General features: G+C 67.9%; 25 protein-coding genes and 2 pseudogenes. 14 read left to right on the forward strand and 13 right to left on the reverse strand.

Features of this window, described 5'->3' with window-relative positions:
• Positions 1-2 precede the first annotated feature (2 nt).
• The gene (locus tag ACWCQS_RS28205) at positions 3-1,421 is read right to left on the reverse strand and encodes a GH39 family glycosyl hydrolase (protein WP_451007048.1); all 1,419 of its coding nucleotides are present in this window, start codon (positions 1,419-1,421) and stop codon (positions 3-5) included.
• Between the two features lie 130 nt (positions 1,422-1,551).
• Here ACWCQS_RS28205 and ACWCQS_RS28210 point away from each other — a divergent pair, with 130 nt between their 5' ends.
• Entirely contained in the window at positions 1,552-2,661 is a 1,110-nt protein-coding gene (locus tag ACWCQS_RS28210; protein WP_451007049.1) for a DUF5925 domain-containing protein, read from the forward strand.
• Positions 2,662-2,676: 15 nt separating this feature from the next.
• The gene (locus tag ACWCQS_RS28215; RefSeq protein WP_451007050.1) at positions 2,677-3,444 is read left to right on the forward strand and encodes a DUF72 domain-containing protein; all 768 of its coding nucleotides are present in this window, start codon (positions 2,677-2,679) and stop codon (positions 3,442-3,444) included.
• A gap of 25 nt (positions 3,445-3,469) precedes the next feature.
• On the opposite strand, the gene ACWCQS_RS28220 is transcribed toward ACWCQS_RS28215, so the two are convergent.
• Positions 3,470-3,838 (reverse strand): GntR family transcriptional regulator, encoded by a 369-nt coding sequence (locus ACWCQS_RS28220; RefSeq protein WP_451007051.1) that lies wholly within the window; start codon positions 3,836-3,838, stop codon positions 3,470-3,472.
• A 71-nt stretch (positions 3,839-3,909) separates the two neighbouring features.
• Here ACWCQS_RS28220 and ACWCQS_RS28225 point away from each other — a divergent pair, with 71 nt between their 5' ends.
• Positions 3,910-4,839, forward strand: a complete 930-nt coding sequence (locus ACWCQS_RS28225) for a GNAT family N-acetyltransferase (RefSeq protein ID WP_451007052.1) — start codon at positions 3,910-3,912, stop codon at positions 4,837-4,839.
• Positions 4,820-5,320 (forward strand): DUF402 domain-containing protein, encoded by a 501-nt coding sequence (locus tag ACWCQS_RS28230; protein WP_451007053.1) that lies wholly within the window; start codon positions 4,820-4,822, stop codon positions 5,318-5,320. The genes ACWCQS_RS28225 and ACWCQS_RS28230 overlap by 20 nt, the downstream gene beginning before the upstream one ends.
• A 28-nt stretch (positions 5,321-5,348) precedes the next feature.
• Here ACWCQS_RS28230 and ACWCQS_RS28235 read toward each other — a convergent pair whose 3' ends face one another.
• A complete protein-coding gene (locus tag ACWCQS_RS28235; RefSeq protein ID WP_451007054.1) occupies positions 5,349-5,972 on the reverse strand; it encodes a class I SAM-dependent methyltransferase in 624 nt (207 codons plus the stop codon).
• A gap of 112 nt (positions 5,973-6,084) precedes the next feature.
• Between ACWCQS_RS28235 and ACWCQS_RS28240 the strand changes: the two genes are divergently transcribed.
• On the forward strand, positions 6,085-6,219 hold the full coding sequence (locus tag ACWCQS_RS28240) for a hypothetical protein (protein WP_451007055.1): 135 nt from the start codon (positions 6,085-6,087) through the stop codon (positions 6,217-6,219).
• 14 nt (positions 6,220-6,233) lie between these two features.
• Here ACWCQS_RS28240 and ACWCQS_RS28245 read toward each other — a convergent pair whose 3' ends face one another.
• Together ACWCQS_RS28245 and ACWCQS_RS28250 are read right to left on the reverse strand one after the other, a co-directional pair.
• The gene (locus ACWCQS_RS28245) at positions 6,234-6,692 is read right to left on the reverse strand and encodes a GNAT family N-acetyltransferase (protein ID WP_451007056.1); all 459 of its coding nucleotides are present in this window, start codon (positions 6,690-6,692) and stop codon (positions 6,234-6,236) included.
• Between the two features lie 68 nt (positions 6,693-6,760).
• Complete coding sequence (locus ACWCQS_RS28250; RefSeq protein WP_451007057.1) at positions 6,761-7,225, reverse strand: SRPBCC family protein; 465 nt, start codon at positions 7,223-7,225, stop codon at positions 6,761-6,763.
• Between the two features lie 46 nt (positions 7,226-7,271).
• On the opposite strand from ACWCQS_RS28250, the gene ACWCQS_RS28255 reads away from it, so the two are divergent.
• Complete coding sequence (locus tag ACWCQS_RS28255; RefSeq protein ID WP_451007058.1) at positions 7,272-7,880, forward strand: TetR/AcrR family transcriptional regulator; 609 nt, start codon at positions 7,272-7,274, stop codon at positions 7,878-7,880.
• A gap of 60 nt (positions 7,881-7,940) precedes the next feature.
• Here the strand turns inward: ACWCQS_RS28255 and ACWCQS_RS28260 are convergent, their stop codons facing one another.
• The 3 genes from ACWCQS_RS28260 to ACWCQS_RS28270 form a co-directional block, all read right to left on the reverse strand.
• Positions 7,941-9,491 carry an FAD-binding oxidoreductase gene (locus tag ACWCQS_RS28260; protein WP_451007059.1) on the reverse strand — a complete coding sequence of 517 codons (1,551 nt, stop codon included), beginning with the start codon at positions 9,489-9,491 and terminating at the stop codon, positions 7,941-7,943.
• A gap of 702 nt (positions 9,492-10,193) precedes the next feature.
• Positions 10,194-11,039: a hypothetical protein gene (locus tag ACWCQS_RS28265; protein ID WP_451007060.1), complete on the reverse strand. Its 846-nt coding sequence runs from the start codon at positions 11,037-11,039 to the stop codon at positions 10,194-10,196.
• Positions 11,036-11,356, reverse strand: a complete 321-nt coding sequence (locus tag ACWCQS_RS28270; protein WP_451007061.1) for a PadR family transcriptional regulator — start codon at positions 11,354-11,356, stop codon at positions 11,036-11,038. The genes ACWCQS_RS28265 and ACWCQS_RS28270 overlap by 4 nt, the downstream gene beginning before the upstream one ends.
• 314 nt (positions 11,357-11,670) lie before the next feature.
• Between ACWCQS_RS28270 and ACWCQS_RS28275 the strand changes: the two are divergent.
• Positions 11,671-12,413 (forward strand): annotated as a pseudogene (locus ACWCQS_RS28275) (transposase family protein).
• Here the strand turns inward: ACWCQS_RS28275 and ACWCQS_RS28280 are convergent.
• On the reverse strand, positions 12,405-13,118 hold the full coding sequence (locus ACWCQS_RS28280) for a site-specific integrase (RefSeq protein WP_451007062.1): 714 nt from the start codon (positions 13,116-13,118) through the stop codon (positions 12,405-12,407). The pseudogene ACWCQS_RS28275 and the gene ACWCQS_RS28280 sit on opposite strands and share 9 nt — an antisense overlap.
• Positions 13,119-13,694: 576 nt before the next feature.
• Between ACWCQS_RS28280 and ACWCQS_RS28285 the strand changes: the two genes are divergently transcribed.
• The 4 genes from ACWCQS_RS28285 to ACWCQS_RS28300 all read left to right on the forward strand — a co-directional run bounded on the left by ACWCQS_RS28285 (position 13,695) and on the right by ACWCQS_RS28300 (position 16,262).
• The gene (locus ACWCQS_RS28285; RefSeq protein WP_451007063.1) at positions 13,695-14,903 is read left to right on the forward strand and encodes a hypothetical protein; all 1,209 of its coding nucleotides are present in this window, start codon (positions 13,695-13,697) and stop codon (positions 14,901-14,903) included.
• Positions 14,904-14,921: 18 nt separating this feature from the next.
• Positions 14,922-15,188 (forward strand): hypothetical protein, encoded by a 267-nt coding sequence (locus ACWCQS_RS28290; RefSeq protein WP_451007064.1) that lies wholly within the window; start codon positions 14,922-14,924, stop codon positions 15,186-15,188.
• Complete coding sequence (locus tag ACWCQS_RS28295; RefSeq protein ID WP_451007065.1) at positions 15,185-15,787, forward strand: hypothetical protein; 603 nt, start codon at positions 15,185-15,187, stop codon at positions 15,785-15,787. Before ACWCQS_RS28290 ends, ACWCQS_RS28295 begins: the two co-directional genes overlap by 4 nt.
• Before the next feature lie 115 nt (positions 15,788-15,902).
• Positions 15,903-16,262, forward strand: a complete 360-nt coding sequence (locus ACWCQS_RS28300; protein ID WP_451007066.1) for a PASTA domain-containing protein — start codon at positions 15,903-15,905, stop codon at positions 16,260-16,262.
• On the opposite strand, the gene ACWCQS_RS28305 is transcribed toward ACWCQS_RS28300, so the two are convergent.
• Complete coding sequence (locus ACWCQS_RS28305; protein ID WP_451007067.1) at positions 16,259-16,669, reverse strand: VOC family protein; 411 nt, start codon at positions 16,667-16,669, stop codon at positions 16,259-16,261. The two genes, ACWCQS_RS28300 and ACWCQS_RS28305, sit on opposite strands and share 4 nt — an antisense overlap.
• Before the next feature lie 413 nt (positions 16,670-17,082).
• On the opposite strand from ACWCQS_RS28305, the gene ACWCQS_RS28310 reads away from it, so the two are divergent.
• Together ACWCQS_RS28310 and ACWCQS_RS28315 are read left to right on the forward strand one after the other, a co-directional pair.
• Complete coding sequence (locus ACWCQS_RS28310) at positions 17,083-17,580, forward strand: DUF4265 domain-containing protein (protein ID WP_451007068.1); 498 nt, start codon at positions 17,083-17,085, stop codon at positions 17,578-17,580.
• A gap of 440 nt (positions 17,581-18,020) precedes the next feature.
• Positions 18,021-18,914, forward strand: coding sequence for a COG4705 family protein (locus tag ACWCQS_RS28315; protein WP_451007069.1), 894 nt, complete (start codon positions 18,021-18,023; stop codon positions 18,912-18,914).
• Between the two features lie 426 nt (positions 18,915-19,340).
• On the opposite strand, the gene ACWCQS_RS28320 is transcribed toward ACWCQS_RS28315, so the two are convergent.
• Positions 19,341-19,850: a hypothetical protein gene (locus tag ACWCQS_RS28320; protein WP_451007070.1), complete on the reverse strand. Its 510-nt coding sequence runs from the start codon at positions 19,848-19,850 to the stop codon at positions 19,341-19,343.
• Between the two features lie 936 nt (positions 19,851-20,786).
• Between ACWCQS_RS28320 and ACWCQS_RS28325 the strand changes: the two genes are divergently transcribed.
• Positions 20,787-21,749: a lytic polysaccharide monooxygenase auxiliary activity family 9 protein gene (locus ACWCQS_RS28325; protein ID WP_451007071.1), complete on the forward strand. Its 963-nt coding sequence runs from the start codon at positions 20,787-20,789 to the stop codon at positions 21,747-21,749.
• Positions 21,750-21,798: 49 nt separating this feature from the next.
• On the opposite strand, the gene ACWCQS_RS28330 is transcribed toward ACWCQS_RS28325, so the two are convergent.
• On the reverse strand, positions 21,799-22,662 hold the full coding sequence (locus ACWCQS_RS28330; RefSeq protein ID WP_451007072.1) for an esterase/lipase family protein: 864 nt from the start codon (positions 22,660-22,662) through the stop codon (positions 21,799-21,801).
• Between the two features lie 167 nt (positions 22,663-22,829).
• A pseudogene (locus tag ACWCQS_RS28335) lies at positions 22,830-23,054 on the reverse strand (MarR family transcriptional regulator); the annotation flags it as partial.
• Positions 23,055-23,124: the final 70 nt, after the last annotated feature.

Genomic DNA, 23,124 nt, shown 5'->3' on the forward strand with positions numbered 1-23,124 from the left:
GATCAGCGGTCGAGCCACTTCACCTCGTACGGCCCCATGTCGAACCGCTTGCCGTCGATCTGTGCGCTGATGGTCCGGTTCTGCGTGTTGACCACGAGGACGGTCCTGTCGCTCGCCAGGACGCGGACATTGGGCACGTCGTCGGCCGCCACGGACACGTTCTCGTACCGCGTCCCCGGCGGGAACGCCTTGGCGAACCGGGACACCAGGCCGTACATGGGCAGGGCCGTGCCGCCGCCCGCGCTGTCGGTGGGCGTCCACAGACAGCCGGCGCAGTCGGTGCCCGTCCTCTCCTCCGGGTTCCAGTAGAAGCCGGACTCCGCGCCGCCCTTGACCATGGCGATCATCCCGGTGGCCTGCACGGCGACGCGGTGCGGCTCGGTCCAGCCCTTGCGGTCGTCGTTGCCGTCGCCGGGCTCCACGTAGTACTCGGCCCACCACAGCGGCAGGCCGTGGGTCTGCCGCCGTACCCACGCGCTGACCGCCGTCAGCTTGTCGGTGACGGCGAACTCGTTCGGCAGCATGTCGTCGTCACGGGTGTAGCTGGAGCCGTCGACCACGGTGAAGTCGGCGCCTGCCTTGTGCGCGTTCCAGTAGGAGAAGGCGTCGAGCACCCGCTGGTCCATGGCGCCCCAGGGCCCCTTCAGCGCGGTGGAGGCGTCCTGGTCACGCGGGTCGACGCTGTCCATCACCAGGTAGGGCCCGCCGACCATGATGTCCTTGTCGACCTTCTTCAGCGCCTGGTACACGAGGTTGTACATCTTCGTGTAGCCCTCGTAGTCCCAGCGGGACTTGGCGTCGTTCCAGAAGCCCTTGAACTCGTTCCAGACGATGAAGTGCTTCACGTCCGGGTACCGCCGGGCCACGGTGGCGGCGAGGTCGGCGAAGTCCTGGTAGTGGGCGGGGGTGGGCGCCGTCTCCAGGGCGGCCTGGCTCCAGTTCGTGTTGTCGACGCCGGCCTTGCCGCCCTTCATCCAGTCCGGGGAGCAGCACAGCGTGATCACCGGGGTACCGCCGGAGGCGCGCATGAAGTCGACCCGGCGGTCGAGGGCACCGAAGTCGTAGTGCCCCTCGACCGGTTCGGGATTGTCCGCGCCCCAGCCCATGATGTGCTGGTTCTGCGCCAGCCCGGCGTCCTGCGCGAGCAGCTTCTGCACACGCGCGGTGGCCGCCGCGGCGCCCTCGTCGGCGCTGTACTGGGTGTGGGTGAAGCCCCAGCCGACGTACGGCTCCGGTTTCGCGCCGGGGCTGGCGGGGCTGCCGTGCACCTTGTCGCCGTCACGCGTGGTGCCGGCCGTACTGGGCGTGCCGGACAGCGTGCTGAACAGGGTCACCGCCAGGGCCAGAGCGGCGACGCCCACACCGAGCAGGGCGGTGAGCCGCCACCGCCGAGTATCCGAATCCCACCCATGACGTCCCATCAAGGACAACAGTAACGGCGGAGGCAGCGCCTCGGGCAGGTCTTGGGAACACCCGGAACAGTCTTGGAACACCCGGAACAAGGGGAGGAAATGCCGTGCGCGGAGGGCACCGGTGGCGGATCATGGCCGCATGTCTGCGAACCCACACGACGCTCTGCCGATCCGGCTCCACGTCGACGACTCCGACTCGCCTGCCGACGTCGTCGACGCGCTGTTCCTCGGCCGCTTCGCGACGGGCGAGCAGCCGTACTCGCACGCGGCGAACATCGACCGCGTCCGCTCCGGTGCGACCCTGCTGCCCGACGGCGCCCGCGTGCTCCGGATCGCCCGCGACGACGACCGCAGCGCCACCCTCGCCGAGGGCGAAGGCTGGACCCTGCTGGTCTCCCGCTGGAACCGCGGCGCGGACGTCACGGTGACCGCGACCAGCGCCGAACTGGCCAAGAACGTCCTCGACCTGGCCACGGACGGCGCCGCCGACGAGCCCGAACCGCAGCCCGAGAACGTGACGATGGGCTTCTGGTACGTCTCCCCCAGGCGCGGGCCGTACCGCACCACCCGGCAGATCTCCGCGGGCACCTGGGACGAGGTCCGGGCCAACTACACGGCACCCGTGGCGGAGGCCATGGACCGCCTGATGAAGACGACCCCGGAGGACATCGCGGGCCGGCTGCTCCTCCTGCACGGTCCGCCGGGCACCGGCAAGACCTCCGCCCTGCGCACGCTGGCCCGCTCCTGGCGCGACTGGTGCCAGGTGGACTGCGTCCTGGACCCCGAGCGCCTCTTCTCCGACGTCGGCTATCTGATGGACATCGCGATCGGCGAGGAGGACGGCGCCGGCAAGGGCCGCTGGCGGCTCCTGCTGCTGGAGGACTGCGACGAACTGATCCGCGGCGAGGCCAAGCACACGGCGGGGCAGGCCCTGTCCCGGCTGCTGAACCTCACCGACGGCCTGCTCGGCCAGGGGCGCAACGTCCTGGTCGGCGTCACCACCAACGAGGACCTGGAGCGCCTGCACCCGGCCGTGGTCCGCCCGGGTCGCTGCCTGGCCCGTATCGAGGTGGGCAAGCTGACCCACCGGGAGGCGGTGAGCTGGCTCGGCAGCGAGGCCACCGGCCGGGAGGACGCCATCGGCCGGGACGGGGCGACGCTGGCCGAGCTGTTCGCGCTGCGCCGGGGCACGGCACCGACCTCGGTGCCGGGGGCGCGGGACGGCGCGGACGCGGGCCTGTACCTGTAGTGCTTTGATGGTGTTGTGACCTTGTTCGTCGGCACCTCCGGGTGGCAGTACAAGGACTGGCGGGACCTCGTCTATCCGGCCGGGGTCCCGGCGCGGCTGTGGCTGGAGGAGTACACGCGCCTGTTCGCCACGGTGGAGATCAACAACGCGTTCTACCGCCTCCCCTCCCGCGAGAACTTCGAGGCGTGGCGGGACCGGGTCCCGGAGGACTTCACGGTCGCGGTCAAGGCCAGCCGCTATCTGACCCACATCAAGCGTCTGAAGGACCCCGAGGAACCGGTCCACCGCCTGATGAGTCATGCCTCGGGCCTCGGCGACCGCCTGGGCCCGGTCCTGCTCCAGCTCCCCCCGACCCTGCGCGCCGACCCCGCGCTCCTGGACGCCTGCCTGGCCTGCTTCCCGTCCGGTACGCGGGTCGCGGTCGAGCCGCGTCACGACTCCTGGTGGACACGGGAGGTGCGGGAGGTCCTGTCGGCCCGGGGTGCGGCCCTGTGCTGGGCGGACGTCCTGGCCCGCCCAGTCACCCCGCTGTGGCGCACCACCGACTGGGGCTACGTCCGCTTCCACCAGGGCCGCGCCCGGCCCTGGCCCCGCTACGGCAAACGGTCCCTGGAGACGTGGGTCGACCGCATCGCGACGACGTGGCGGAAGGGGGATGACGTGTACGCGTACTTCAACAACGACCCGGGCGGTGCGGCGGTGCAGGACGCGGTGGCGTTCGGGAGAACGGCGGCACGGGCGGGGCTGCCGGTGACCCGGATCCCGGAGCTCACCAAGCGCTGATCCTCATCCGCGGCTGCCCCACGCCCTACCCGCCGTAAGCGGCCCGCAGGGCATCCCGCACGGCGGCCAACGCCTCGGGCTCCCCCAGCCTCAACCGCCGCACCCGCTCCGCGTACGCCTGAGCGGCGAAGGAGGCCTCACGTTCCGCGGCCGAGCCGGCGGCAGCCACGAACGTTCCGTTGCGCCCCCGTGTCTCGATCACCCCGTCGCTCTCCAGCGCCCGGTACGCCTTCGCCACCGTGTTCACCGCGAGGCCCAGGGACTCGGCCAGCCCCCGCACGGTCGGCAGCCGGTATCCCACCGGCAGTGCCCCGGACCGCGCCTGTTCGGAAATCTGCGCCCGTACCTGCTCGTACGGAGGCGCGCTGTCATCGATGCGGATCTTCAGGCTCACGGGCCGATTGTCCCGTACCCGGCGGAAAATGAGAGGCATCCCCGGCACGCCTGCGCCTACCGTGCCTGCCCATGACAGTGATCGTGCGCGACCTGCGCCCCGATGACCGATCCGATGTCGAGGCCTTCGCCCGGGTACGCCAGCTCGCCCTGCCCTACATCCTGTGGAGCCCGGACGCGATCCTCCACCACCTCAGCCGCACACCGCCCGAGGCCCGGTTCAGATCCCTGGTCGCGGAGGAGGACGGCGAGGTGATCGGTACCGCTCAGGTGGCCCTCGCGCATGACAGCCCAGAGCCGGGTCAGGGGCTGCTCAACATCTATGTGCACCCGGACCGTACGCGGCGCGGCGCGGGCGGGCTGCTGGTCCGCGCGGCCGAGGAGCACCTGGCCGCGCACGGGGCGACGAAGCTGTTCGCCTGGCTCCTGGACGAGCCGGCCAACCGGGCCTTCGCCGAACGGCGCGGCTATGGGCCGGGGCGGTCCGCCCATTTCCTGCGCCTGGATCTGACCCGGGCGGCGCTGCCGCCGCTGCCGGCTCCCCCGCCCGGCGTCGAACTGCGCACGGCCGCCGACTTCATGGCCGACCCGCGCCCGTTGTTCGAGCTGGACGCGGAGACGACGGCGGACGAACCGAGCGATGTGGACGCCGAGTTCACCGACTACCAGGCCTGGATCGAGAGCACCTGGGAACACCCGCTGCTCAACCGTGAGCTGACCACCGTGGTGCTGGCCGACGGCCGTCCCGCCGCCTTCAGCGTGGCCCACACCGACGGCGCTTCCCGGTACGCCACGGCCATGACCGGTACCGCGCGGGCGTACCGCGGGCGGGGGCTGGCCAAGCTCGCCAAGGCCCACGCACTGCACCGCGCCCACGCCGCCGGCTGCACGCAGGCGCTCACGGGCAACGACACCGGCAACGGTCCCATGCTCGCGATCAACAAGTGGCTCGGCTACGAGATCTGCGCCACGGAGGTGCGCTATGTCCGCGAACTCGGCTGAAGCGACCGCCCGGCTGGACGTCGTCCTGGTCAAGGCGGGCCGCACGAAGATCCGTTACCCGGCCGAGCTGCTCGGCGACGACGGCACCCGCATCGCCGTACGCGCGCCCTGGGCGGGCTCCGGGGTCCGCGACTTCGGCTTCGTGCGCTTCGAGCCGGGCGACGTCTTCACCGAGTACTACTGGCGTGACCGCTGGTACTCGGTGAAGGAGGTGCGCGCCGCCGACGGCACCGTGAAGGGCTGGTACTGCGACATCACCCGGCCGGCGGTCCGCACCGGCGATGAACTGGTCGTGGAGGACCTGGACCTGGACCTGTGGCGCTCCGCCGACGGCAGGGACGTACGACGGCTGGACGAGGACGAGTTCGCGGAGAGCGGCCTGACGGAGACGGATCCCGAGGCCGCGTCCGCCGCCGTGACGGCACTCGCCGAACTGGAGACACTGGCCCGCACCGGCGGCTTCGAGAAGCTGCTGGCGTGACACCCCGGTCGGGGAGGCACCACCCGCCTCAGACCACCGCCACCACCGCGTACCGCTCGTCCTCCACCGCCCTCCCCCACAACAGCGCGTCGTCGGACAGCCGCTCCACGCGTACGTCCGCAGTCAGCGGTGCCAGGAGCGCGGTGAGGCGGGCGGCGGGGATGCCCACGGGGTGCAGGGTGCCCCAGACGCCCTCGACCAGCACGAATCGGCCATCGGGGCGCAGGAGGTCCCGCCAGTGCCGCAGGACCCGGGCGGGCTCCGGGAGGGTCCACAGGACATGCCGTACGAGGACGACGTCGAAGCGCTGCTCCCCGACCGGCGGCGCCGCGGCCTCGCCGCGCAGGATCACGGTGTCGCGCCCGGCGAGCTTGGCGCGGGCCCGCTCGACCATGGCCGGGGACGCGTCGACGCCCGTCACCCGGTGTCCCTGTTCGGCCGCGAGGAGCGACAGGCTGCCGGTGCCGCAGCCGAGATCGAGGACGTCGGCGGGGCGCTCGGGCAGCCAGGAGCGGAGCCGGTCCGCCCAGGCCGCGCGGATCCCGGGGTCGCGCAGGCCGTGGTCCGGCTCGTCGTCGAAGGCGCCGGCCTCGGCGTCCCAGTCCACTTCCGGGGTACCTGCCGCAACCGTGCCGTCATTCACGTTCGTCATGCCCCAAGAGTGACAGCCGCCACTGACAATCCGGCTCCGATGAGGAACTCTCGCCAAAAGCGTCTACCACCGTGACAACACGGAAACCCGGTAGGCACTGAAGGAGGCAGCCATGCGCCGCGTAACCGTGCAGAAGCCCCTGAAGAAGACGGACAGCCGCCGGGTTCGCGAAGAGGCGGCGGAACACCCCCCGAAACGCCCCGAGGTGCGCAAGGACATCGCCCGCACCTGGTGGCCCGACGGTTGAGCCCGCCGGGGCCGTCAGTCCAGTCGCTTGCGGTAGTGGATGCGGTCGTAGGGCCCGTCGACACGGCGTTCCACGACCTCGTATCCGTACTTCGGATAGATCTTCCGGTTCTCCCACATCAACGCGTTCGTGTAGAGCCTGATCTCGCCGAGGCCCAGCTCACGCGCGCGTGCGTCGACGAAACGCAGCAGCCGCCGTCCCACTCCGGTGCCGTGGGCACCGGGACGGACGGCGATGCTGTCCAGGAAGAGATGGTCGGCGAACGCCTCGATCACGACCAGTCCGTCGACGGGTGTTCCGGTGACGAACACCTTGCCGGCGGCCACGTTCGCGGCGTGATCCGCCTCCATGGGCTGCGGCACCACTCCGATGCGTTCGATGTAGTGGTGGTAGGCCGCGTCCGTCACGGCCTTGACGGCCGGCACGTCCCCTGCGACGGCCGGCCGCACATGCTCCGCGTTCTGTTCGATCACGGACGCACGCTATCCGCCCGAGCGCGGTCCGAGCAGCCCCTGTCGCAAGGGGGAACGGGCCGCGGCCGTCAGGAGCCGGCGGCGGACACGTGGTGGGCCAACTCGGTGGCCAGGCGCCGCATGACCGTGCGGTTGGCGCGCCGCATGGTGGTCCGTACGACGGGGGACAGCAGCCGGTCGGCCAGCGGGGCGCGCGCCCAGGTGTACGTGAACGAGACGCGGCTGCCACCGTCGGGCAGGGGGGCGATGACGTAGGTGCCGTGGGCCTGGCGGCGGCCGGCCGCGCTGACATTGCGTTCGACGATCCGCCGGGGCGCCTCGGCCTCGACGACCTCGATGGTGACGTCGGTCCGCACGCCGCCCAGCGCGGCGGTGACCGTGGCGCACGATCCGACGCCCCGGCGGGGGCCGCTGTAGCGCCAGTCGGACAGGTAGTGGTCGGTGAATCGCTCGTGGTGGGCCATGACATCGAGGAAGTCGTAGACCTCGTCGGGTGCCTGCGGTACGTCGATCGACACGGTGACCGGCTTCATGTACCACACGGTACATGCGCCCTGTACCAATTGGTACACTCGCGTCGTGGCGAATACGGGCGACTCGCGTCCCGAGGGCGGGGCCGGGCACGGCGCGGACCAGGACCGGCGCGCACAACTGGTGGACGCGGCTGTCGACCATGTCGCGGAGCACGGCATCGCAGATCTGAGCCTGCGCCGCCTCGGGGCCGCGATCGGCGTCAGTCACCGCATGCTGATCCACTACTTCGGCTCCAAGGAACAACTGCTGGTCGAGATCGTCCGGACGTCGGAGCGGCGCCAGCGCGAGCTGCTGTCCCGGCTCCACCTGGAGCCCGGGCTCTCGCCCGCCGAGGTCGCGCGGCTGCTGTGGCGGCGACTGACGGACCCTCGGCTGGCCGGTCAGGAACGGCTCTTCTTCGAGATCTGCGGGCACGCGCTGCGCGGCCGCCCCGAGGCAGTCCCCGTCCTCGAAGGGCTGGTGACGGACTGGCTGGAGCCACTCGTCGCCGCCGAGACCGCAGCGGGGACGGACACCGCCACGGCCCGAAACCGCGCCAGGCTGGGCCTCGCCACCGTCCGCGGACTGCTGCTGGACCTGCTCGCCACCGGTGACCGCGCCGGCGTCGACGCGGCGATGGAGGAGTTCCTTCGGCTGTACTACGGCCCGGAGTGACTGGGCGCCGTACGCCGTCGACCCGGGCAGAGCCGAGCAGACGATGTCGGTGTGAGAGCGTCAGGTGTCGATCCCCTGTGGATAGCTGAAGAAGTCGGTCGGATCGTACTTCCGCTTCACCCTGACAAGCCGGTCGTAGTTCGCACCGTAGTAAGCCCGCCGCCAGTCCTTCAGCGTCGGATCCGGAAAGTTCTGATACGAATGGTCAGGAGGCATGTTGCCGAAAATGTCGTGATAGAACTCACGGAGCCAGTGCAGATTCGCGGTCTCGACGTGGTGCGGATCGTAGTCCGCCCAGGAGGTCTCCGCAGCGAAGATGAACACGGCGTTTCGGTGCACGAACGCGGTCGCATCCGGCGGCACCCGGTTGATCTCGCCGCCGAGGGCGAACATCGCGAACCCGGCCCCGTCCTCGTTGCTACTGCCCGGCCAGTCCAGCAGTTTCTCGGCGGCGGCACCAATCTGCTTGTCAGTCAGGAGCGTCCGGGAAGTGAGAACCGCCGACTTGGCGGCGAACTGTTCCACCGGCGTGGTGGCGCTCAGCAGCACGCTCGCCTGACCGGGAGTGACCTCGCGGACGGACGCGCTGTTGCGGGCGCGCTCCTCGGCCGTGCCGATGGCGAGCAGCGGAGCCAGGATGGCGCGCAACTCCTCAAGGGGGCCGTAGTACTGGCCGATGGCGTTGACGTTGGCGTTGGCACGGATCTGGTCCCTGGCAAGCCCATGGGTCCCGATGCCGACGCGAAGGTGGAACCGCTTGTTGTCCAGGGCGTTCACGGCGATCCGCTGCGCGGTGGCGATCACCGGCACCACGGAGTCCACGCTCCAGCGCAACTGGTAGACGCCCACGTCGCCCTGGAACTGCTCGTACTGGAACGTAAAGGAGGTGTTGACGCCAAAGTTGTTCCCCGCTCCGCCGCGGCAGGCCCAGAACAGGTCGGAATGCGAGTCCCGACCGGCCTCCACCACGCGACCGTCGGCGAGTACCACGGTCGTCGAGACCAGCCGATCACAGGTCAGACCGAACATTTTGTCGCTGAAGCCGATACCGCCGCCGAGCACCAGTCCGGCCACCCCGACCGTGGGACAGCGGCCGGTCGGCACGAAGATCCCCTGGTTCTCCAGCAGCGGGTGCAGGTCGCCATTGGTGACCCCGGCTCCCACGGTGACCGTACCCGCGTCATGGGTGACCTTGATCGGCCCGTAGTTCCGGGTACGGGAGCGGGCGCCCGGCAGCGGGGTGACGGCGATGCCTTGCATCCGGGCCATGTTGAGCAGCAGGCCGGTGGTGCTGGAGTACCCGGCGTAGTTGTGACCCAGCCCGGAGCGGGGCACGGCGGGCAGCCCCACCGCGCGGGCCCAGCGGACCGCAGTGCGGACATCCCTGGTGGTGGCGCACGCGACAATGCCGGCGGGATGGATCCCGGCGTAGCGGTGGTTGAACGGGAGCGCAAGCGGCGAGTAGTTGGAATCCCTTGGCCGGTAGAGGGTGGAGCGCGATGACAACGCGTCGGCCAGCCGCTTCCAGTCCCGAGGGCCGACCCGCTCCACCACCTCGGTCGGTGACGCAGCAACGGGTGGTGCCTGCAAACCCACCAGCCCCGTCCCCAAAGCCCCCAGTGTGCCTGCCCGCACCGCACCCCGCCTGTTGATCACAGTGGCTACCCCTCACGAGAAACGCCCCAAAGACGCGATCGCCTCCCGGTGAAGTCAATCGACTGCCGACTGGCACAGCGGTGCAACAGGGCCCCGCCCACAGGCCCGTGACCCTAAAGAGTGCCCGGTATACCGCCGTACGGGCCGCATCGCATCGAGCGGGGAACCACGGTCAAAGCGACTGTGCGGCGGGTGCGGATACTGCAACCCCCTTCCTGAGCCCCCGGTTAGTCCCGTCTTAACGGCACCGTAAGATCCCAAAGGCCCCTCAGAGCCGCGTTTCCGCACTTCAGAGACGGGGCCTTTGGGGCTCTTCTAGCCTTCGGGAGCAACGGGGAGCCACAGCTGCGAAATCAGGGACCGTCTGGGCAGTCACCCTCGACCGCCTCGTCATTGAACCCTTCTCATCCTGTGGTTCAAGGCTGATGAGGATGGGCTGGTGGGGGCGTGACCCGGCAGGGCTCCTGGTCGTTCGGTTGGTGATCTCGCTCATCAACGCCCGGACATAGGAGCCCTGTTGGTCCCGTATCGGTGTGACGCTTGTCCGGAAAGCGTCATGCCCCTGTCGATCCCGTGAACGATAGGCGGATGGCGTCTCAGGCCAGAAAGTGAAAAGGACTCGTAGCGCGCCCTGGAGCGGGAGCATCGCAGGGTCGCTCACAGGTCACCACCAAGATCCACCGGGTGCTCCCTATGGAGTGCGGCCTTGGCACCGCGGCCGGAGCTGACCAGGGCTGCTGTGGAAGCGGCAACGGTGACGGTGAGTATGGGCATCGTGATCAGCTGGGCCGCGTCATCGGTACTCATGGTCAACGCCGCGACGCAGGCGATGCCTGTCGTGGTCACGGCGAACGCCACCGCAACCCCGGACAGGGCAAGCAGCCGCAAGACCTTGGCAGATGGTCGGCACCGGGTGACGGCGACGGCCGGTGCCACCGCCATGGTGATGAGGAACGCTGCCGGCCCAAGCACCGCCAAGGCTCCGACCCAATAGGAGATCGGGTCGATGGAGGCGTACGCCAGGAGGAACGGCGCGATCAGCCACGTGGGCAGCGTCGGGGCAAGAGCCACCAGCGGGCGCCACGCGGCCCGGTTGCCGGTTCTGGAGGTTTCCGCGAGGAGGGCGAGGGCGCCAGCCAGCAGGATGAGCCCAGCGCCGTACATGGCGTACTGAGCAACGTCGAGCAGTCGGCGCACCAGGTCCGAAGTCAGCCCGGGTTCCTCGGAGAGGATGAAGTCCAGCATCGGCAGGGCATACAGTGCGGCGCACCAGGTGACCCAGGTGGTGGCGACGCTTGCCTGCATGCGGCGCCGGCGCCGTTCGGCGGACTCTTCGGGCATCACCGGGTGAAGCCACGCCCGCAGCGCGCCGACAAGAAGGTCCGCGACGATGCTCGGGCCGGCGCCGGTGTCCTCGACCAGTGCTTCAAGCTCGCAACCGTAGCGCTCCCGGAACGAGGGAGGGTATGACCGCAAGGCCACCCGGGCCGCCATGTTGATCACGCGTTTGCCACCCCCAGTCGGGTCAACCCGGTGCGTGCGAAGCGAGCCATCGCCCGGAGCCTGTCGTTGAGCACGGTCTGGCCTTCCGCGGTGATGCGGTAGGGCCGCCGGCGCTCGTCCTCGTCCAGCGGCGCGACCAGGCCGTTTTCCTCCAGCCGCGCGATGGCGGCATACAACGTGCCCGGCCCCAGCCTGATGGACGTCTGCTCCTCGACATCCTTGGTGATCGCGTAGCCGTGCTTGGGGCCGTCGGCCAGGCTGGCCAGGATCAGCAACGCGGGTTCCGCCCATCCGACACGGTCCCGTTGACGCGGCATCAGGCACCTCCTTCATCCTCCCGACTATTACGTTATACGATACTGTGCTGTACGTAGTACTAGTCGAGTCCGGCAGGACCCGGGCACGATGACTCTCGCAGCGCCCCGCCCGTCGTGGAGGCCACGCTGACCAGCGGCAGATCCACCTGGCCCCCGGCGTGCCGCTTCAGTGAAACCCTTCTCATCCTGAGGTTCGGGGCTGTTGGAGAACGGCTGGTGGGGGTTCGTGACGTGGCAGGGCTCCTGGTCGTTCCGCTGGTGAACTCACTCATCAACGCCCGGACAGAGGAGCCGTGTTGGTTCCGTATCGAGCCATGCTTGACGTCCCACATGAGGTCGTCGAGTACGTCTCGTGGCTCATCTACGCCCGAAGGCGGGAACTGCGCTCGCGCTGACGGCGGCTGAGCTGCTTCCAGCAAGCCGTCCTCGTGCTGGTGCACCTGCGCAAGAACGAGACACTGCAGCAGGTGGGAGTCGGGTTCGGCGTCTCCACCGCCACCCCGGCCGGTATGTGACCGAGGCCGTCGACGTCCTGGCCGATCACGCTCCCACCCTGCTGGACGCGCTGCACCACCATGACCCGAGCGAGCTCCTCATCCTGGACGGCACCCTGATCAGGACTGACCGCGTGGCCGTCGACGAGCCCTACTACTCGCAAAAGCACCGTCATCACGGGATGAACGTGCAGGTCCTGGCCCGCCCGGACGGCACTGCGCTGTGGTTCTCACGCGCTCTGCCCGGGCGGACCCACGACCTCACGGCCGCTCGCGCTCACGGAGTGATCCAAGCGTGCCTGACCAGGCAGATCCTGGTGCTCGCCGACCGCGCGTACCGCGGGGACGGCGCAACGGTCCGCACCCCCTACTACGGCCGCGACCTACCCGAGAAGTACGCCCAGTTCAACCGGGACCACGCTCAGCTGCGGGCACCCTGCGAGCGAGCCTTCGCCCGTCTAAAGCAATGGTGGATCTTCTGCAAGGCCCGCTGCAGCCCGAACCGGATCAGCCGGACCGTCGCCGCCGTTCACGCCATCGAGACCGCCTGGCGATCAGGATGAGAAAGCTTCATTGTCCCCAAAGATGTCGTCCATGGCCTCTGCTCCCTCGGAGATGACCGGGCGCAGTTGCTTGCGATAGACCCTCTCGGTCGTTCCACTGCCGTTGTGCCCAACGAGACGCGAGATGACTTCGATCGGGATCCCGTGGTCCGACAGCACGGACACAAAGCTTGTCCGCAGCTCGCGCGGAGTCCACTCCTTCGGGTTCGCGAAGCCGGCCTCCTTGAGCAGGGTCCTGAAGTTCCGGCGCACGTTCAGAGCACTGCGGAGTTCACCCGTCTCCGTCGGGAAGACCAGTCGTTCATCGGTCCACTCCTTGCTGGCTGCGACGCACGCAGCCTGCTCACGGCGCTTGTGAGCCCTCATGACGACGACGGTCTGCTGCGGCATGGCCAGCGAGCGTCTGCTCTTCCGGGTCTTCGTTTCACCATGCCGGCGTACCGAACGCCACACGTCCACGCGCGGCCTTTCCTTTCCTGACCGTGACAGGTGAACGTGCGACCAGGTCAGGGGCCGTGCTTCCTCCGGCCGGACACCTACAAGTAGGGACAGAACTACGTAAGCGTGAATCCAGGTTCCTTCCTTCGCACGGAGAACAGCAGCAGCCTGCTGGCCTCTGGGGCCCGACCCCTCTGCGCCTTCGGCGCCGGGGCCGGGACCCTGGGGCGGCAGCAAGCAACGGCCCGTGAGTAGAGACCTGGCCATGAAGTGCTCTGGTCAGAACATGCCTCCGGTGGGGGATCGGCCGGCACCGGGATGGAGGGGGCGCCGTCGCCGACCGCAGGCCCGTAGTGGCGTGCGCGGGGAGCTCCCATCCCGTCCACCGCCGCCCCAGGCGAAGCCGAGCAGACGCGGCCCATGGCGTCCAGGTCGTTCGTACAGTGGCGCGCTCCACCTGGACGCCATGGACCACGCCCGTTCCACATGCGTGTGGGTCGACGGCGGACGGGATGGGAGCTGGGGAGAGTGGTGGGTTGAGGAAGTGGGCGGCTAAGCCACCCTCACGATCGGGCGTCCCAAGCTCAATCTTTTTACCCCCGTCCGAGGCTGTGTGCCCGATGCCATCGCCGTCGCCCGCGTGCTGCGGACCGTCATCCGACACGCCGTCCGCGGCGCTCGAAGACCCTTGAGACTGTCGCGGACCGAGGCTCTGATCAGCACTGTACGCACCTCCAATGGTTTGCTAATGAACATGCCAATAGCTAACCAAGTCCGCTACTACGGCATGTAGTGTCCCGTCTCAGCACGGACCTGACATGACATCAACGGGGGGGAACGGCCGTGGCGGACCTTCGCACGCCCACGCAGGGCGACTTCCACGCGTACGCGGATCTCGTGAAGACGCAGGGCGACCATCTGGGCACGCTCGTGGCGTGGAGCAGCAACGAATGCGCCAAGGCTGACGGCTTCGACGGACTGCTCACCCCGCTGCGCCCGCTCGTCCCTCATGTCTCGGCCTTCCTCCACGGCAAGTTCGCGCAGTGCCAGCGGGGCATGGGCCTGATCGACGGAAAGATCCGCCGCACGAGTGCCGTCTACACCGAGACCGATCACAACGTTGCGATGCGGCTGCGCAATATATACCCGCAGGCTTCCTCTCACTTCCCGGACCTCGGAGCGATGCCCGGTCTTCATCGCGTCGGCGACTTCAAGGATGAAGATGTCGAGCTGAAGGAATTGGACAGCGCCGAAGAGGACACGGCTAAGAACATCCACCTTCAGCTCTGGACACTGCGCAACGGCAGTGAACTCAGGGGTGCAGACAGGGTGTTCAAGTTCTGTACGGGACAGAGCCTCGTCGAGCTCCTGATCACCCCGCCGTCCGGCCAGTACGGCCGACTGCTCTACCTGCACAAGGCGTACGACGAGTTGGCTGAAGCCGCTTACACCGTCACCGGTACCTTGCGCAAGGGCTCCTGGACGCTCGGGACCGAGTGGACGGGCGAGGCCGCGACAGCCTTCGACTCGTACCTGTTCAAGTGGACGATGGGCATGGGTGGGGTCGGTGACGCCGCCAAGGAGGCAGCCAAGTTCTACAAGGTGGGTTATGACGCCATCATGCTGCTCGTTCGCCAGGCCCTCGGAGAAATCAATAGGCTGGTGAACGACGAGATCGCGAAACTTGCCACGGAGGGGGAGGAAATGGTCGCAGGCGATGCGACGATCGAGGCAGTCGGCCTCGGGCCGGAGGATCCGTTGGCGGACGCCGTCGCGGGCATCTTCACGGCGGATAAGCTGTACAATATGTACAAATGGGTCAAGAGAATCATCACGGCGATCACGGTGATTCAAGAGACTTTTGCCAAGATCTCCGACGCTGTCGAAGCGATCAACAAGGGCGTCCGACAGGCCGTCGACTTCATCAACGACCCACCCAGTGTCAGCAGCCTTATCGACCAGGTCGAGCAGCGCGGCTTCGCGTTCGAAAAGAGCGACGCCTGGAACGCTACCCTCGGCGCTGCCCGTATTGCCCTGCTCCCGGCAGCCTGAGTAATCGGAGTGTGACGCATGTCCTCCAACTACGACTATCGCCCACAGGATCCCGAGCGCGGCCTCGCCGCGGAAGAGCGGGCAGCGCTGGCCGGCCGGCTCGGTGACGAACTGCTGGCAGGCCGAAGCTCGCAACAGGCGGAGATCGCCGACAGGATCTATCGGGAGTTGAAGGCCGGCGCCGACGTCGATGACGTCAAGGACCTCATCGCGCAGCTGAGCCGGACCGCCACCGAGGACGCCCGCCGTCGAGGCGTGGGACGGGACGGAGGCGTCCGACGGTGATCCAGTCGCTCAGCTCATTCAACATCACCGCCCATTATGGTCGCGCGCATACCACGTACAACGTCCACGTCGACAGCCAGAAGGCGCCGACGGCCCGCGTGCACAAGGACACCGTGTTCAGCAGCCTGAGTGAATACCAGGTGTACACCGGTCCCGGGCTCGATCAACTCGTCGGCTATGTGAACAGCGTCGGTGCCAAGTCGATCGACCGCACACCGCTAGGCAAGGTCGAAATGCGGAAGCGGGTAGGACTTGAGGACCAGTTGACCGTCATTCAGAACGGGCTGGGCGAGTTGACCGCCGAGCCGGTTGGTGTCAGCACAAAGCTCCGCCGCGACTCCAGACTGGTAAATCTCGTCGCGACGCCGGCGAGCGAGTTCGCCTTCACCACCCGCCTCCACTTCCGGTCAGCGGAATCCGCCGGCTTCGAACTGACACGTCGGCGTGGAGTCCGGGCCCGATACGCCGTCACTGTCCACGACGACCGCGTCGACAGGCTGCTCATCCTCGCCTGCGTCGTGCACTACGCCAGATTCCATGCCGAGGACATCCGCCAGCCGCTCGCAGAGTTCACCTCCAACCCTTTCAAACTTGGATGACGACGGCCGGTCAGGCAGGCTCGGTCGTGCCCTCCTATGCATCCGTTCCCACGGTGAACAGGTACTCCACCCGTGCGCCTGTGCCTGCCCGCTCGAGCCAGTCGTGGAGTAGAGCATGAGGAAGTACGTCTGCGGCGCGGCGCTCGCACTCGCGGTGGTGCCGGCGCTGGCCGGGTGCGGCGCTCTCGACAAGGGCGCACCCACGCCGGTCGCGACAGGCCCGGTGACGATGCCCGATCTGGTCGGGAAGAACGCCGAGGACGCCAAGGACCAGCTGGAGAAGCTCGGTGTGCCAAGGAGCCGTATCGAGCTGCAGCCAGATGACGGACACCATGTGGTGGTGTTGGTGGCATCGAACTGGAACGTGAACGCCCAGTCGGTGAAGGCGGGTGCGCGGCTCGGAGTAAAGCAGGTGCTCGTGCTCGGCGTGGACAAGCTGACGTGGCGTGAGCGCCATCACGGCCACCTGCTCTAGTAGTGCTTGGGCCAGATCGGGCCCCGGTCGGTCCAGACGACGCCTTTGTTGCGGCACAGGCAGAAGGGGTGGCCGATCGGGTCGGTGTAGACCTGCCAGCCGTAGCCGTTAGGGCCGATGAAGTCCTGCCTTAGCGTCGCGCCGAGGTCGAGGACGCGGCGCTGCTCGGACTCGATCTCGTCCACTTCGAAGTCGAGGTGGAACTGCTTGGGGTGCTCGCTGTCGGGCCACTGCGGAGCGCGGTAGTCGTCCACCCGGATGAATGCCAGCTCGATCTCGCCGAACTGGATGCCAGCCCAGTCCTCAGAGCTGCCTTCCTTGATCGGACGGCCCGTCACCTCGGAGTAGAAGGCTGCCAGCTTCATCGTGTCCGGGCAGTCGATAATGAAATCGGTGAGTCGCAGCATCCCGCGATCCTCTCAGAGACTCTGTACTGGGGAGTGCTGTACCGCAGAGAAGTACAGCAACCGTGCCGACCGCAGGCAGTCGTCTCAAACCGCTGACGGCCGAGTGGCCAGGCCGGATGACCTCAGCGACTGCACCGCCCGTAGTTCGCATCGAGGGGGCCAGGCAACGGGAACCACTAGCGGCCCCGGGGTATCCCTGGGGCCGTCTGTGGGCCGTCCGAGGGCGGCCGACGACGACAGATGACGACAGCCGAGGGCAGCCCTTCCCCTGGTGAGCGATGGTGGGCTGGGTACCGGCGCAGGCGCCCATCAGCGAAGCAGTGTTGAGGTGGTCCGGTAGTGGCGGACCGGACAGATGCTCTGCCATGGGGGCTGAACTCTCCGACTCGGACAGCCTCTGCGAGCATGCTGGAATGAGCATCGAGAGCCCAGCGGACTCCAACCGTTGCCATGTGGCACTCCAGGCTGGCATTGCCAGTTCCGGCAGGCCAGTGTTCGAGACGCTTCCTGCCCGGGCGGTCGGTCCTGGTAGCTATGAACTGTTGGGTAGCCCTGGCATGGTCGAGGGCTGCGCGGCGGGGGACCTGCTGAAGATCAATGCTGATGGCCTGTTCCAGGTCGAGCGGCGAGGCCCGAACCTCTGCATCCAAGCATTCGGCGAGCCTTCCTTTGCTGCTGAGTCGCTGGAGTCCCTGATCGGGGCCTTCCTCTCCCTGGGCGGCCTGGTGGAGGCGCCTGCCGACCGGCGGTTCATCGTGGTGACGGTGCCGGCCGCTTCCGGATTCCCTGCGGTCGAGGCCGTGATGGCAACGTGGGCAGCAGGCGTGAGCGTGCTGGTCGAGTGGGGCTTCAGTAATGTGTTCGGACCGGACGGAGAGCCGCTGAACTGGTGGCAAGAGTCTGAGGCGTGACCAGCGTGCCCTATGCGTGCCCGTTCGGTCGGGAAGCAATGGCGAACAGCGGGGAATATCAGCGGGCACCCCACAAACGCGCAGGTCACCGTCTCGCCAGGTGAACTCCCACGCGCGTACGCGATCTTCCAAACTGGGGCTCTAGCGGTCGCCTGTCGGCATCCTCGCCGCGGTTCGGGTACGGCGAGCCCCACCGCCGCGCAAGCGGCCTGACGCGGCCGCCCCAGTCGCTGAGAGTACCGGCCGACACCCGCGCCCAGTCAGCACGTGCTTCAACTGTCGGGCGCCGCTCAACCATCGCCCTCTCGGGTGGATCAGCACGGTCAAGTGGGAGCAAGCGCCCCCCAGTGGGGACCTATGGCCTCTCGGGCGAGGCCTGCGGTCCGCCACAAGGAAGTCGACGGACCGGTGCCTGATGAGGGACGAGGATGAAAGTTTCAGTGAGCAAGGTTGCCGTGAGCAAGTTGCCGCTGGTCGGCGCAATGTTCTGGGCGACCAAGATCGTGGCCACAACGCTGGGCGAGTCGGCATCGAACTTCGTCACGATGGCGCCATTGAATCTCGGCTACGCCGTCGGCGCGATCATCTTTCTGGTGGCCTTCGTGCTCACCCTGGTGATGCAGCTCAAGGCCGACCGCTTCCGCCCGATAGTGTTCTGGTCGGTCATTCTGACCACCAGCATCGTGGGCACCTCGATGTCCGACTACATCAACCGCACCGTTGGGCTCGGTTACGCCGGCGGCTCGATTCTGCTGACCAGCCTGCTGGCGATCGTGCTGATCGGGTGGCGGATGACCGGACAGACCATGGATGTGGAGCGGATCGCCACAACGGGGGGCGAGGCCTTGTACTGGACCGCGACACTGGTGTCCAACACGCTGGGCACCTCGAGTGGTGACTTCCTTTCCGGCGGTCTAGGTCTCGGCTTCCGCGACAGCTCTCTGTTGCTGTGCGGGGCCATGCTCGTGATCCTTGCCGCGCACTATCTGACCCCGATCTCGGGCACGGTGCTGTTCTGGGCGGCCTACGTGTTGACCCGCCCTCTGGGTGCGGTGGCGGAGAACGCGGTGGAAAAGCCCGTCGCGCAGGGCGGACTCGGAGTAGGAACCACGATCACCTCATCCGCTCTGCTCGCCGTCCTGGCAATTCTGGTGGGCTGGCAGATGCTCACCGACCGCCAACAAACCCACACGGTGGATACCGTCCTCGCATCCGATAGCCACTATCGCCAGCCCGCTGGTCAATCAACAGAAACTTCTGCGGATGACTACGCGGGCAAACCTGCCGACACGCCACGCGCACCAGAAGGAAGGCGACCGGGCCGATCATTCTGAGCTGAGGGGGTTGAGGCTGTCAACGGGAGGACTCCAGTCGAGGCGTTGTTCCTCGCCATCGGGGCCACGGGGCCCAAAGCCCCATCCGAGCCGGCTGCGGAGGCTGTACGGCAGCGGAGTACAGCAACCACCGCAACCACAGGTGACCGCCAACGGCTGTCGATGACCGCACGAACTGTGCCCTGGACCGGAATGACCTTTCAGCCGAGAGTTCGCATCGAGGGGGCCAGGCAACGGGAACCACGAGCGGCCCCGGGGGTATCCCTGGGGCCGTCTGTGGGCCGTCCGAAGGCAGCCGACGACGACAGATGACGGCAGCCGATGCCAGCCCTTTCCCTGCTCAGCGATGGCGCTTCGGGTACCGGCGCAGGCGCCCATCAGCGAAGCAGTGTTGAGGAACTCCTCTGATCCACAGCCATGTACGGATCAGTCCAGCCCGCTGAGGCCAAAGGAACGTAGATCCAAGCGCATAGCTTTGAGCACGGGCTCGGCCACTTCAGTAATGGCCGGGAAACTTGCCGTGTGATCGTAACTGCCGTCGAAGGCCTGGAGGGCAAATCGGTTAAACAACTGTCGTTGGTGAAGTATTGCTTCAATTGTATGTAGTGGCGCAATCAGCTTAACTACCTCACACACCTTATCGTATTCGTTCTGGGCAGTCTCGTAGGAATCCTGCTTGATCTCGTAAGCCTCATCGAAACGGGGCCCATTTGAGTGCGCAGCGCGTCTGGCGTCCGCGAGCTCTCGCACCGCGTTCTCCACTCGATCCGCTGCCAGCTGATAACTCGTATAGATCTCCAGCAACTCGTCCCGACGCCGCGCCATTTCGATATGATCTCGCTCTTTGGCCGTCGCCCTCTCGGTCCATTGACGGTCCTCGCGGCTCTTAGTCGTATCGAACTTATGCTGCCACCGCACTTGAACAAGGGCGATCATGCCAGCGAGGCTGCCGCCGACCACCGCTCCAGCGACCGCAACCCAGCCACTATCAGCCAAGGTCTATCTCCCCCCGGTTATGCTCCTACCAACAAGACGCTGACCGGAATGCTTGCGTCAACGAGGCGTCTTCTTGGTCTCAACAGCTGAGTTCAGTCGATACCAGTGCACCAGAATGACCGTCTCTCGACGTTGCGGCTAGAGCTACGGATCAGAAGGGGTGAGGAGGGCAACCGTCTGGGAGGCTACGGTGCGACGTATGTCCTCCGACTCCCCACTCACGTGGCCTGAGTGCGCCCAGCTGATGCGGTTCGACGGGTTCATCCTGTCCAAGTGTGACGAGGGCGATAAGCGGGTCTGTCGCAAGTCTGGCGGTGCTCACGCCAGCACGTCTGGTGGCAGTGAGCCGACGGGCCGGACAGGGGCAACACTGAACGACCGTCCAGAGCTTTGATGCCCAGCGGGGTCACGACAGTCGTGGCGGATCCATCGAACTCCTAAGGCAGTGGTCAGCGGGCCGTGGACTATCTGTGGACACGCCCAGCAGAGCCGTGCAGTTAAGAAGCCATGACCAGCTGTTTTTCCTGGGACCGAAGCGCCCTCCGGAGCCATGTGCCCAGGCTCAGCAAGGCAACACGTGCACGCGCTGCCGGGAGCCAATCGGGGAGCCAACTGAGGCGTCCGGCTGCGAACGAACCTGAACGGGCGCGGACAGTCGCGCTGCTTGGGCGCAGGTGGGCCACCGGGTTCCTCCCCCTCTTCCTGAGCCCTCGGTTAGTCCGGCCTTAACGGCACCATAAGGATCTCCTCCATCCGCCTCCGGCAGGCGATTTCGCGGTTTCTCGGGGCTAGCTTCGGATCAACCCCCACGGGTTCCCATGGGTCCCTCCCTCCGGGTTCCGCCCCGCCGAAGAACCGTCCGCCGAGGAGTTCCGCATGCCCGCTCGTGCCCGCCGCGCGGCCGCCGTCGTGGCCGTGCTCGGTCTGCCGGCCCTCGCCCTGACCGCGCTCGCCGCCGCTCCGGCGTCCGCGCACGGTTCGATGGGGAATCCGGTCAGCCGTGTCTCGCAGTGCTATGCGGAGGGTCCCGAGAGCCCGAAGTCGGCCGCGTGCAGGGCGGCCGTGGCGGCCGGCGGCACACAGGCGCTGTACGACTGGAACGGCATCCGGATCGGCGACGCCGCCGGACAGCACCAGAGGCTGATCCCGGACGGCAGGCTGTGCAGCGCGAACAACGAGGAGTTCAAGGGGCTGGACCTGGCTCGCGCCGACTGGCCGGCGACGAGGGTGCACAGCGGGTCGTACACCTTCGAGTACCGGGTGACGGCGCCGCACAAGGGCACCTTCAAGGTCTATATCACCAGGCCCGGTTACGACCCCGCCAGGCCGCTGGCCTGGTCCGAGCTGGATCTGGAGCACCCGGTGGCGACGGTCACGGACCCGGTCGCATCGGGCGGCTTCTACACGTTCTCCGGCGCGCTTCCCGCGCGGTCCGGCCGGCAGCTGCTGTATGCGATCTGGCAGCGCTCGGACAGCCCGGAGGCCTTCTACTCCTGCTCGGACGTGGACTTCGGCGGCGCCGGCGCGAGGAGCACCGGCGGCGGCCCCGTTCCGACGGCCTCCGCGCCCTCCGACCGGCAGATCGCGGCCGGTGCCGACAAGTCGACGATGCGGCACCACGGTCGGGGCGGTGACGAGACGACCGCCCCCGCACAGCAGCCCTCCGGCGCGCCCAACGCGCCCAAGGCCGCCGGTACTTCGAGCGACCTCGCGGAGACCGGCGCCTCCTCCGGCACCGCTTATGTCGCCATTGGCGGCGCGGCGGCGCTGGCGCTCGGTTCGGCGGCGCTGTTGCTGTCGGTGCGGCGGCGCGCGGCGGGTGGCGCCCACCGCCGGTGAGTTCCGGGGCCTGTCCGGCGGCTCAGGCCGGACAGGCCCCGGCGGCACGTCAGCTGAAGGCCGACGCGCAGGTGGTGGCGGTGGCGTGGGCCGGGTCGAGCGCGTTGGCCACCTCGTGGAAGGCGATGCGGTCGAACAGGCCGATGGCGACGTGCTCGGAGAGGTCGAGCGGGCACAGGTTCTGGAGCAGGACGTTGTGGACGTCGGAGCCGCTCAGGTACTGGCTCTGCCAGGGGGTGGCCACCTCGTCGTACTTGGTGGCGATGACCGTGTAGTGCACTCCGGGGACGGTGTCGCCGTCCGCGTTGAGCTTGGTGAGGAAGTCGGAGCCGGGGACCTGGTCGGCGAGGCCGGGGGTGGTGGCCTTGATCAGGTCCGAGGCACCGGGGAAGTACGGCAGCAGGTTGGTGAGGCCGCTCAGGGTGGCGCCGTGGTTGTCGGGGGCGAGGCCGACGAGGGCGTTCACCTTGGCGGATCCGCCGAGGAACCTCAGGTAGTAGCGGGGCATCAGGCCGCCCTGGGAGTGCCCGACGAGGTCGGCCTTGGCGGCTCCGGTCGCGGCGAGCACCTTGTCCACGAAGGCCGACAGCTGTTCGGCCGACTTGTCGATGGGGCCGAGGCCGTAGAAGAGGGGGACGCCGGTCAGTTGGCCGTAGTCGAGGGAGTAGACGCAGTATCCGCGGTCCTTCAGGTAGGGCGCGAGGGAGAGCCAGTTGTCGACCGAGTTGCCCAGGGTGCCGTGCACCAGGACGACCGGGCGGGGATGGTCGGCGGAGGGCTTGCAGGAGAAGTCGTTCCAGCCGCTGGAGGGGGCGGTGTCGGCGGCAGCGGCGGTGGCGGCGGGAACGGTGGCGACGGCGGCGGTGAGGAGCAGCGCGGCGAGGGGTCTGAGCACTCGCTTCCAGGGCAGCATCGTGTGATCTCCTTGCGGCTCAAGGGAGGTGGGGGCCTTGCCCTGTGATCCGGATCACGAGGATGCTGTTCATTCGTCAAGTTACGGGCGAGTAGCACTCGTGTGAAGTTACGCGTCAGTAAAAACTTCCAGTGATAACCAGAGCGCCGCCGAACGCTGACGGATCATCACCAGGCAGGCCTCACCGGACCATAGGGAGCGATCCGCGCCAAACGCTCCCCCAACACGCGCACTTCACCCTCGCCCCGCAGTTCGGCCCATCCCCCCACGACCTCGGCCGCCGCCTCCGCCGCCCGGGTGCAGGCCCAGCCCCGCTCGGTCAGCACGACCAGCCGGGCCCGCGCGTCCTGCGGATGTGGCCGCCGCTCCGCGTATCCCTTCCGCACGAGTCCGCTGCGCAACTCGGACGGTCAGGGGTGTCCGGGGTTGGGGAGTGGCCCACGCCGGCCACTCCCCAACCCA

The sequence above is a fragment of the Streptomyces sp. NPDC002076 genome, assembly GCF_053593835.1.

Excerpts from the sequence above, each read along its gene's own strand:
- ACWCQS_RS28210 (WP_451007049.1), top strand. The coding sequence starts at position 1,552 with ATGTCTGCGAACCCACACGACGCTCTGCCGATCCGGCTCCACGTCGAC.
- ACWCQS_RS28230 (WP_451007053.1), top strand. The coding sequence starts at position 4,820 with ATGTCCGCGAACTCGGCTGAAGCGACCGCCCGGCTGGACGTCGTCCTG.
- ACWCQS_RS28305 (WP_451007067.1), bottom strand. The coding sequence starts at position 16,669 with ATGCTGCGACTCACCGATTTCATTATCGACTGCCCGGACACGATGAAG.
- ACWCQS_RS28325 (WP_451007071.1), top strand. The coding sequence starts at position 20,787 with ATGCCCGCTCGTGCCCGCCGCGCGGCCGCCGTCGTGGCCGTGCTCGGT.
- ACWCQS_RS28250 (WP_451007057.1), bottom strand. The coding sequence starts at position 7,225 with ATGAAGCCGGTCACCGTGTCGATCGACGTACCGCAGGCACCCGACGAG.
- ACWCQS_RS28205 (WP_451007048.1), bottom strand. The coding sequence starts at position 1,421 with ATGGGACGTCATGGGTGGGATTCGGATACTCGGCGGTGGCGGCTCACC.
- ACWCQS_RS28235 (WP_451007054.1), bottom strand. The coding sequence starts at position 5,972 with ATGACGAACGTGAATGACGGCACGGTTGCGGCAGGTACCCCGGAAGTG.
- ACWCQS_RS28240 (WP_451007055.1), top strand. The coding sequence starts at position 6,085 with ATGCGCCGCGTAACCGTGCAGAAGCCCCTGAAGAAGACGGACAGCCGC.
- ACWCQS_RS28300 (WP_451007066.1), top strand. The coding sequence starts at position 15,903 with ATGAGGAAGTACGTCTGCGGCGCGGCGCTCGCACTCGCGGTGGTGCCG.
- ACWCQS_RS28320 (WP_451007070.1), bottom strand. The coding sequence starts at position 19,850 with ATGATCGCCCTTGTTCAAGTGCGGTGGCAGCATAAGTTCGATACGACT.
- ACWCQS_RS28330 (WP_451007072.1), bottom strand. The coding sequence starts at position 22,662 with ATGCTGCCCTGGAAGCGAGTGCTCAGACCCCTCGCCGCGCTGCTCCTC.
- ACWCQS_RS28290 (WP_451007064.1), top strand. The coding sequence starts at position 14,922 with ATGTCCTCCAACTACGACTATCGCCCACAGGATCCCGAGCGCGGCCTC.
- ACWCQS_RS28310 (WP_451007068.1), top strand. The coding sequence starts at position 17,083 with ATGAGCATCGAGAGCCCAGCGGACTCCAACCGTTGCCATGTGGCACTC.
- ACWCQS_RS28280 (WP_451007062.1), bottom strand. The coding sequence starts at position 13,118 with ATGGCCAGGTCTCTACTCACGGGCCGTTGCTTGCTGCCGCCCCAGGGT.
- ACWCQS_RS28270 (WP_451007061.1), bottom strand. The coding sequence starts at position 11,356 with ATGCCGCGTCAACGGGACCGTGTCGGATGGGCGGAACCCGCGTTGCTG.
- ACWCQS_RS28225 (WP_451007052.1), top strand. The coding sequence starts at position 3,910 with ATGACAGTGATCGTGCGCGACCTGCGCCCCGATGACCGATCCGATGTC.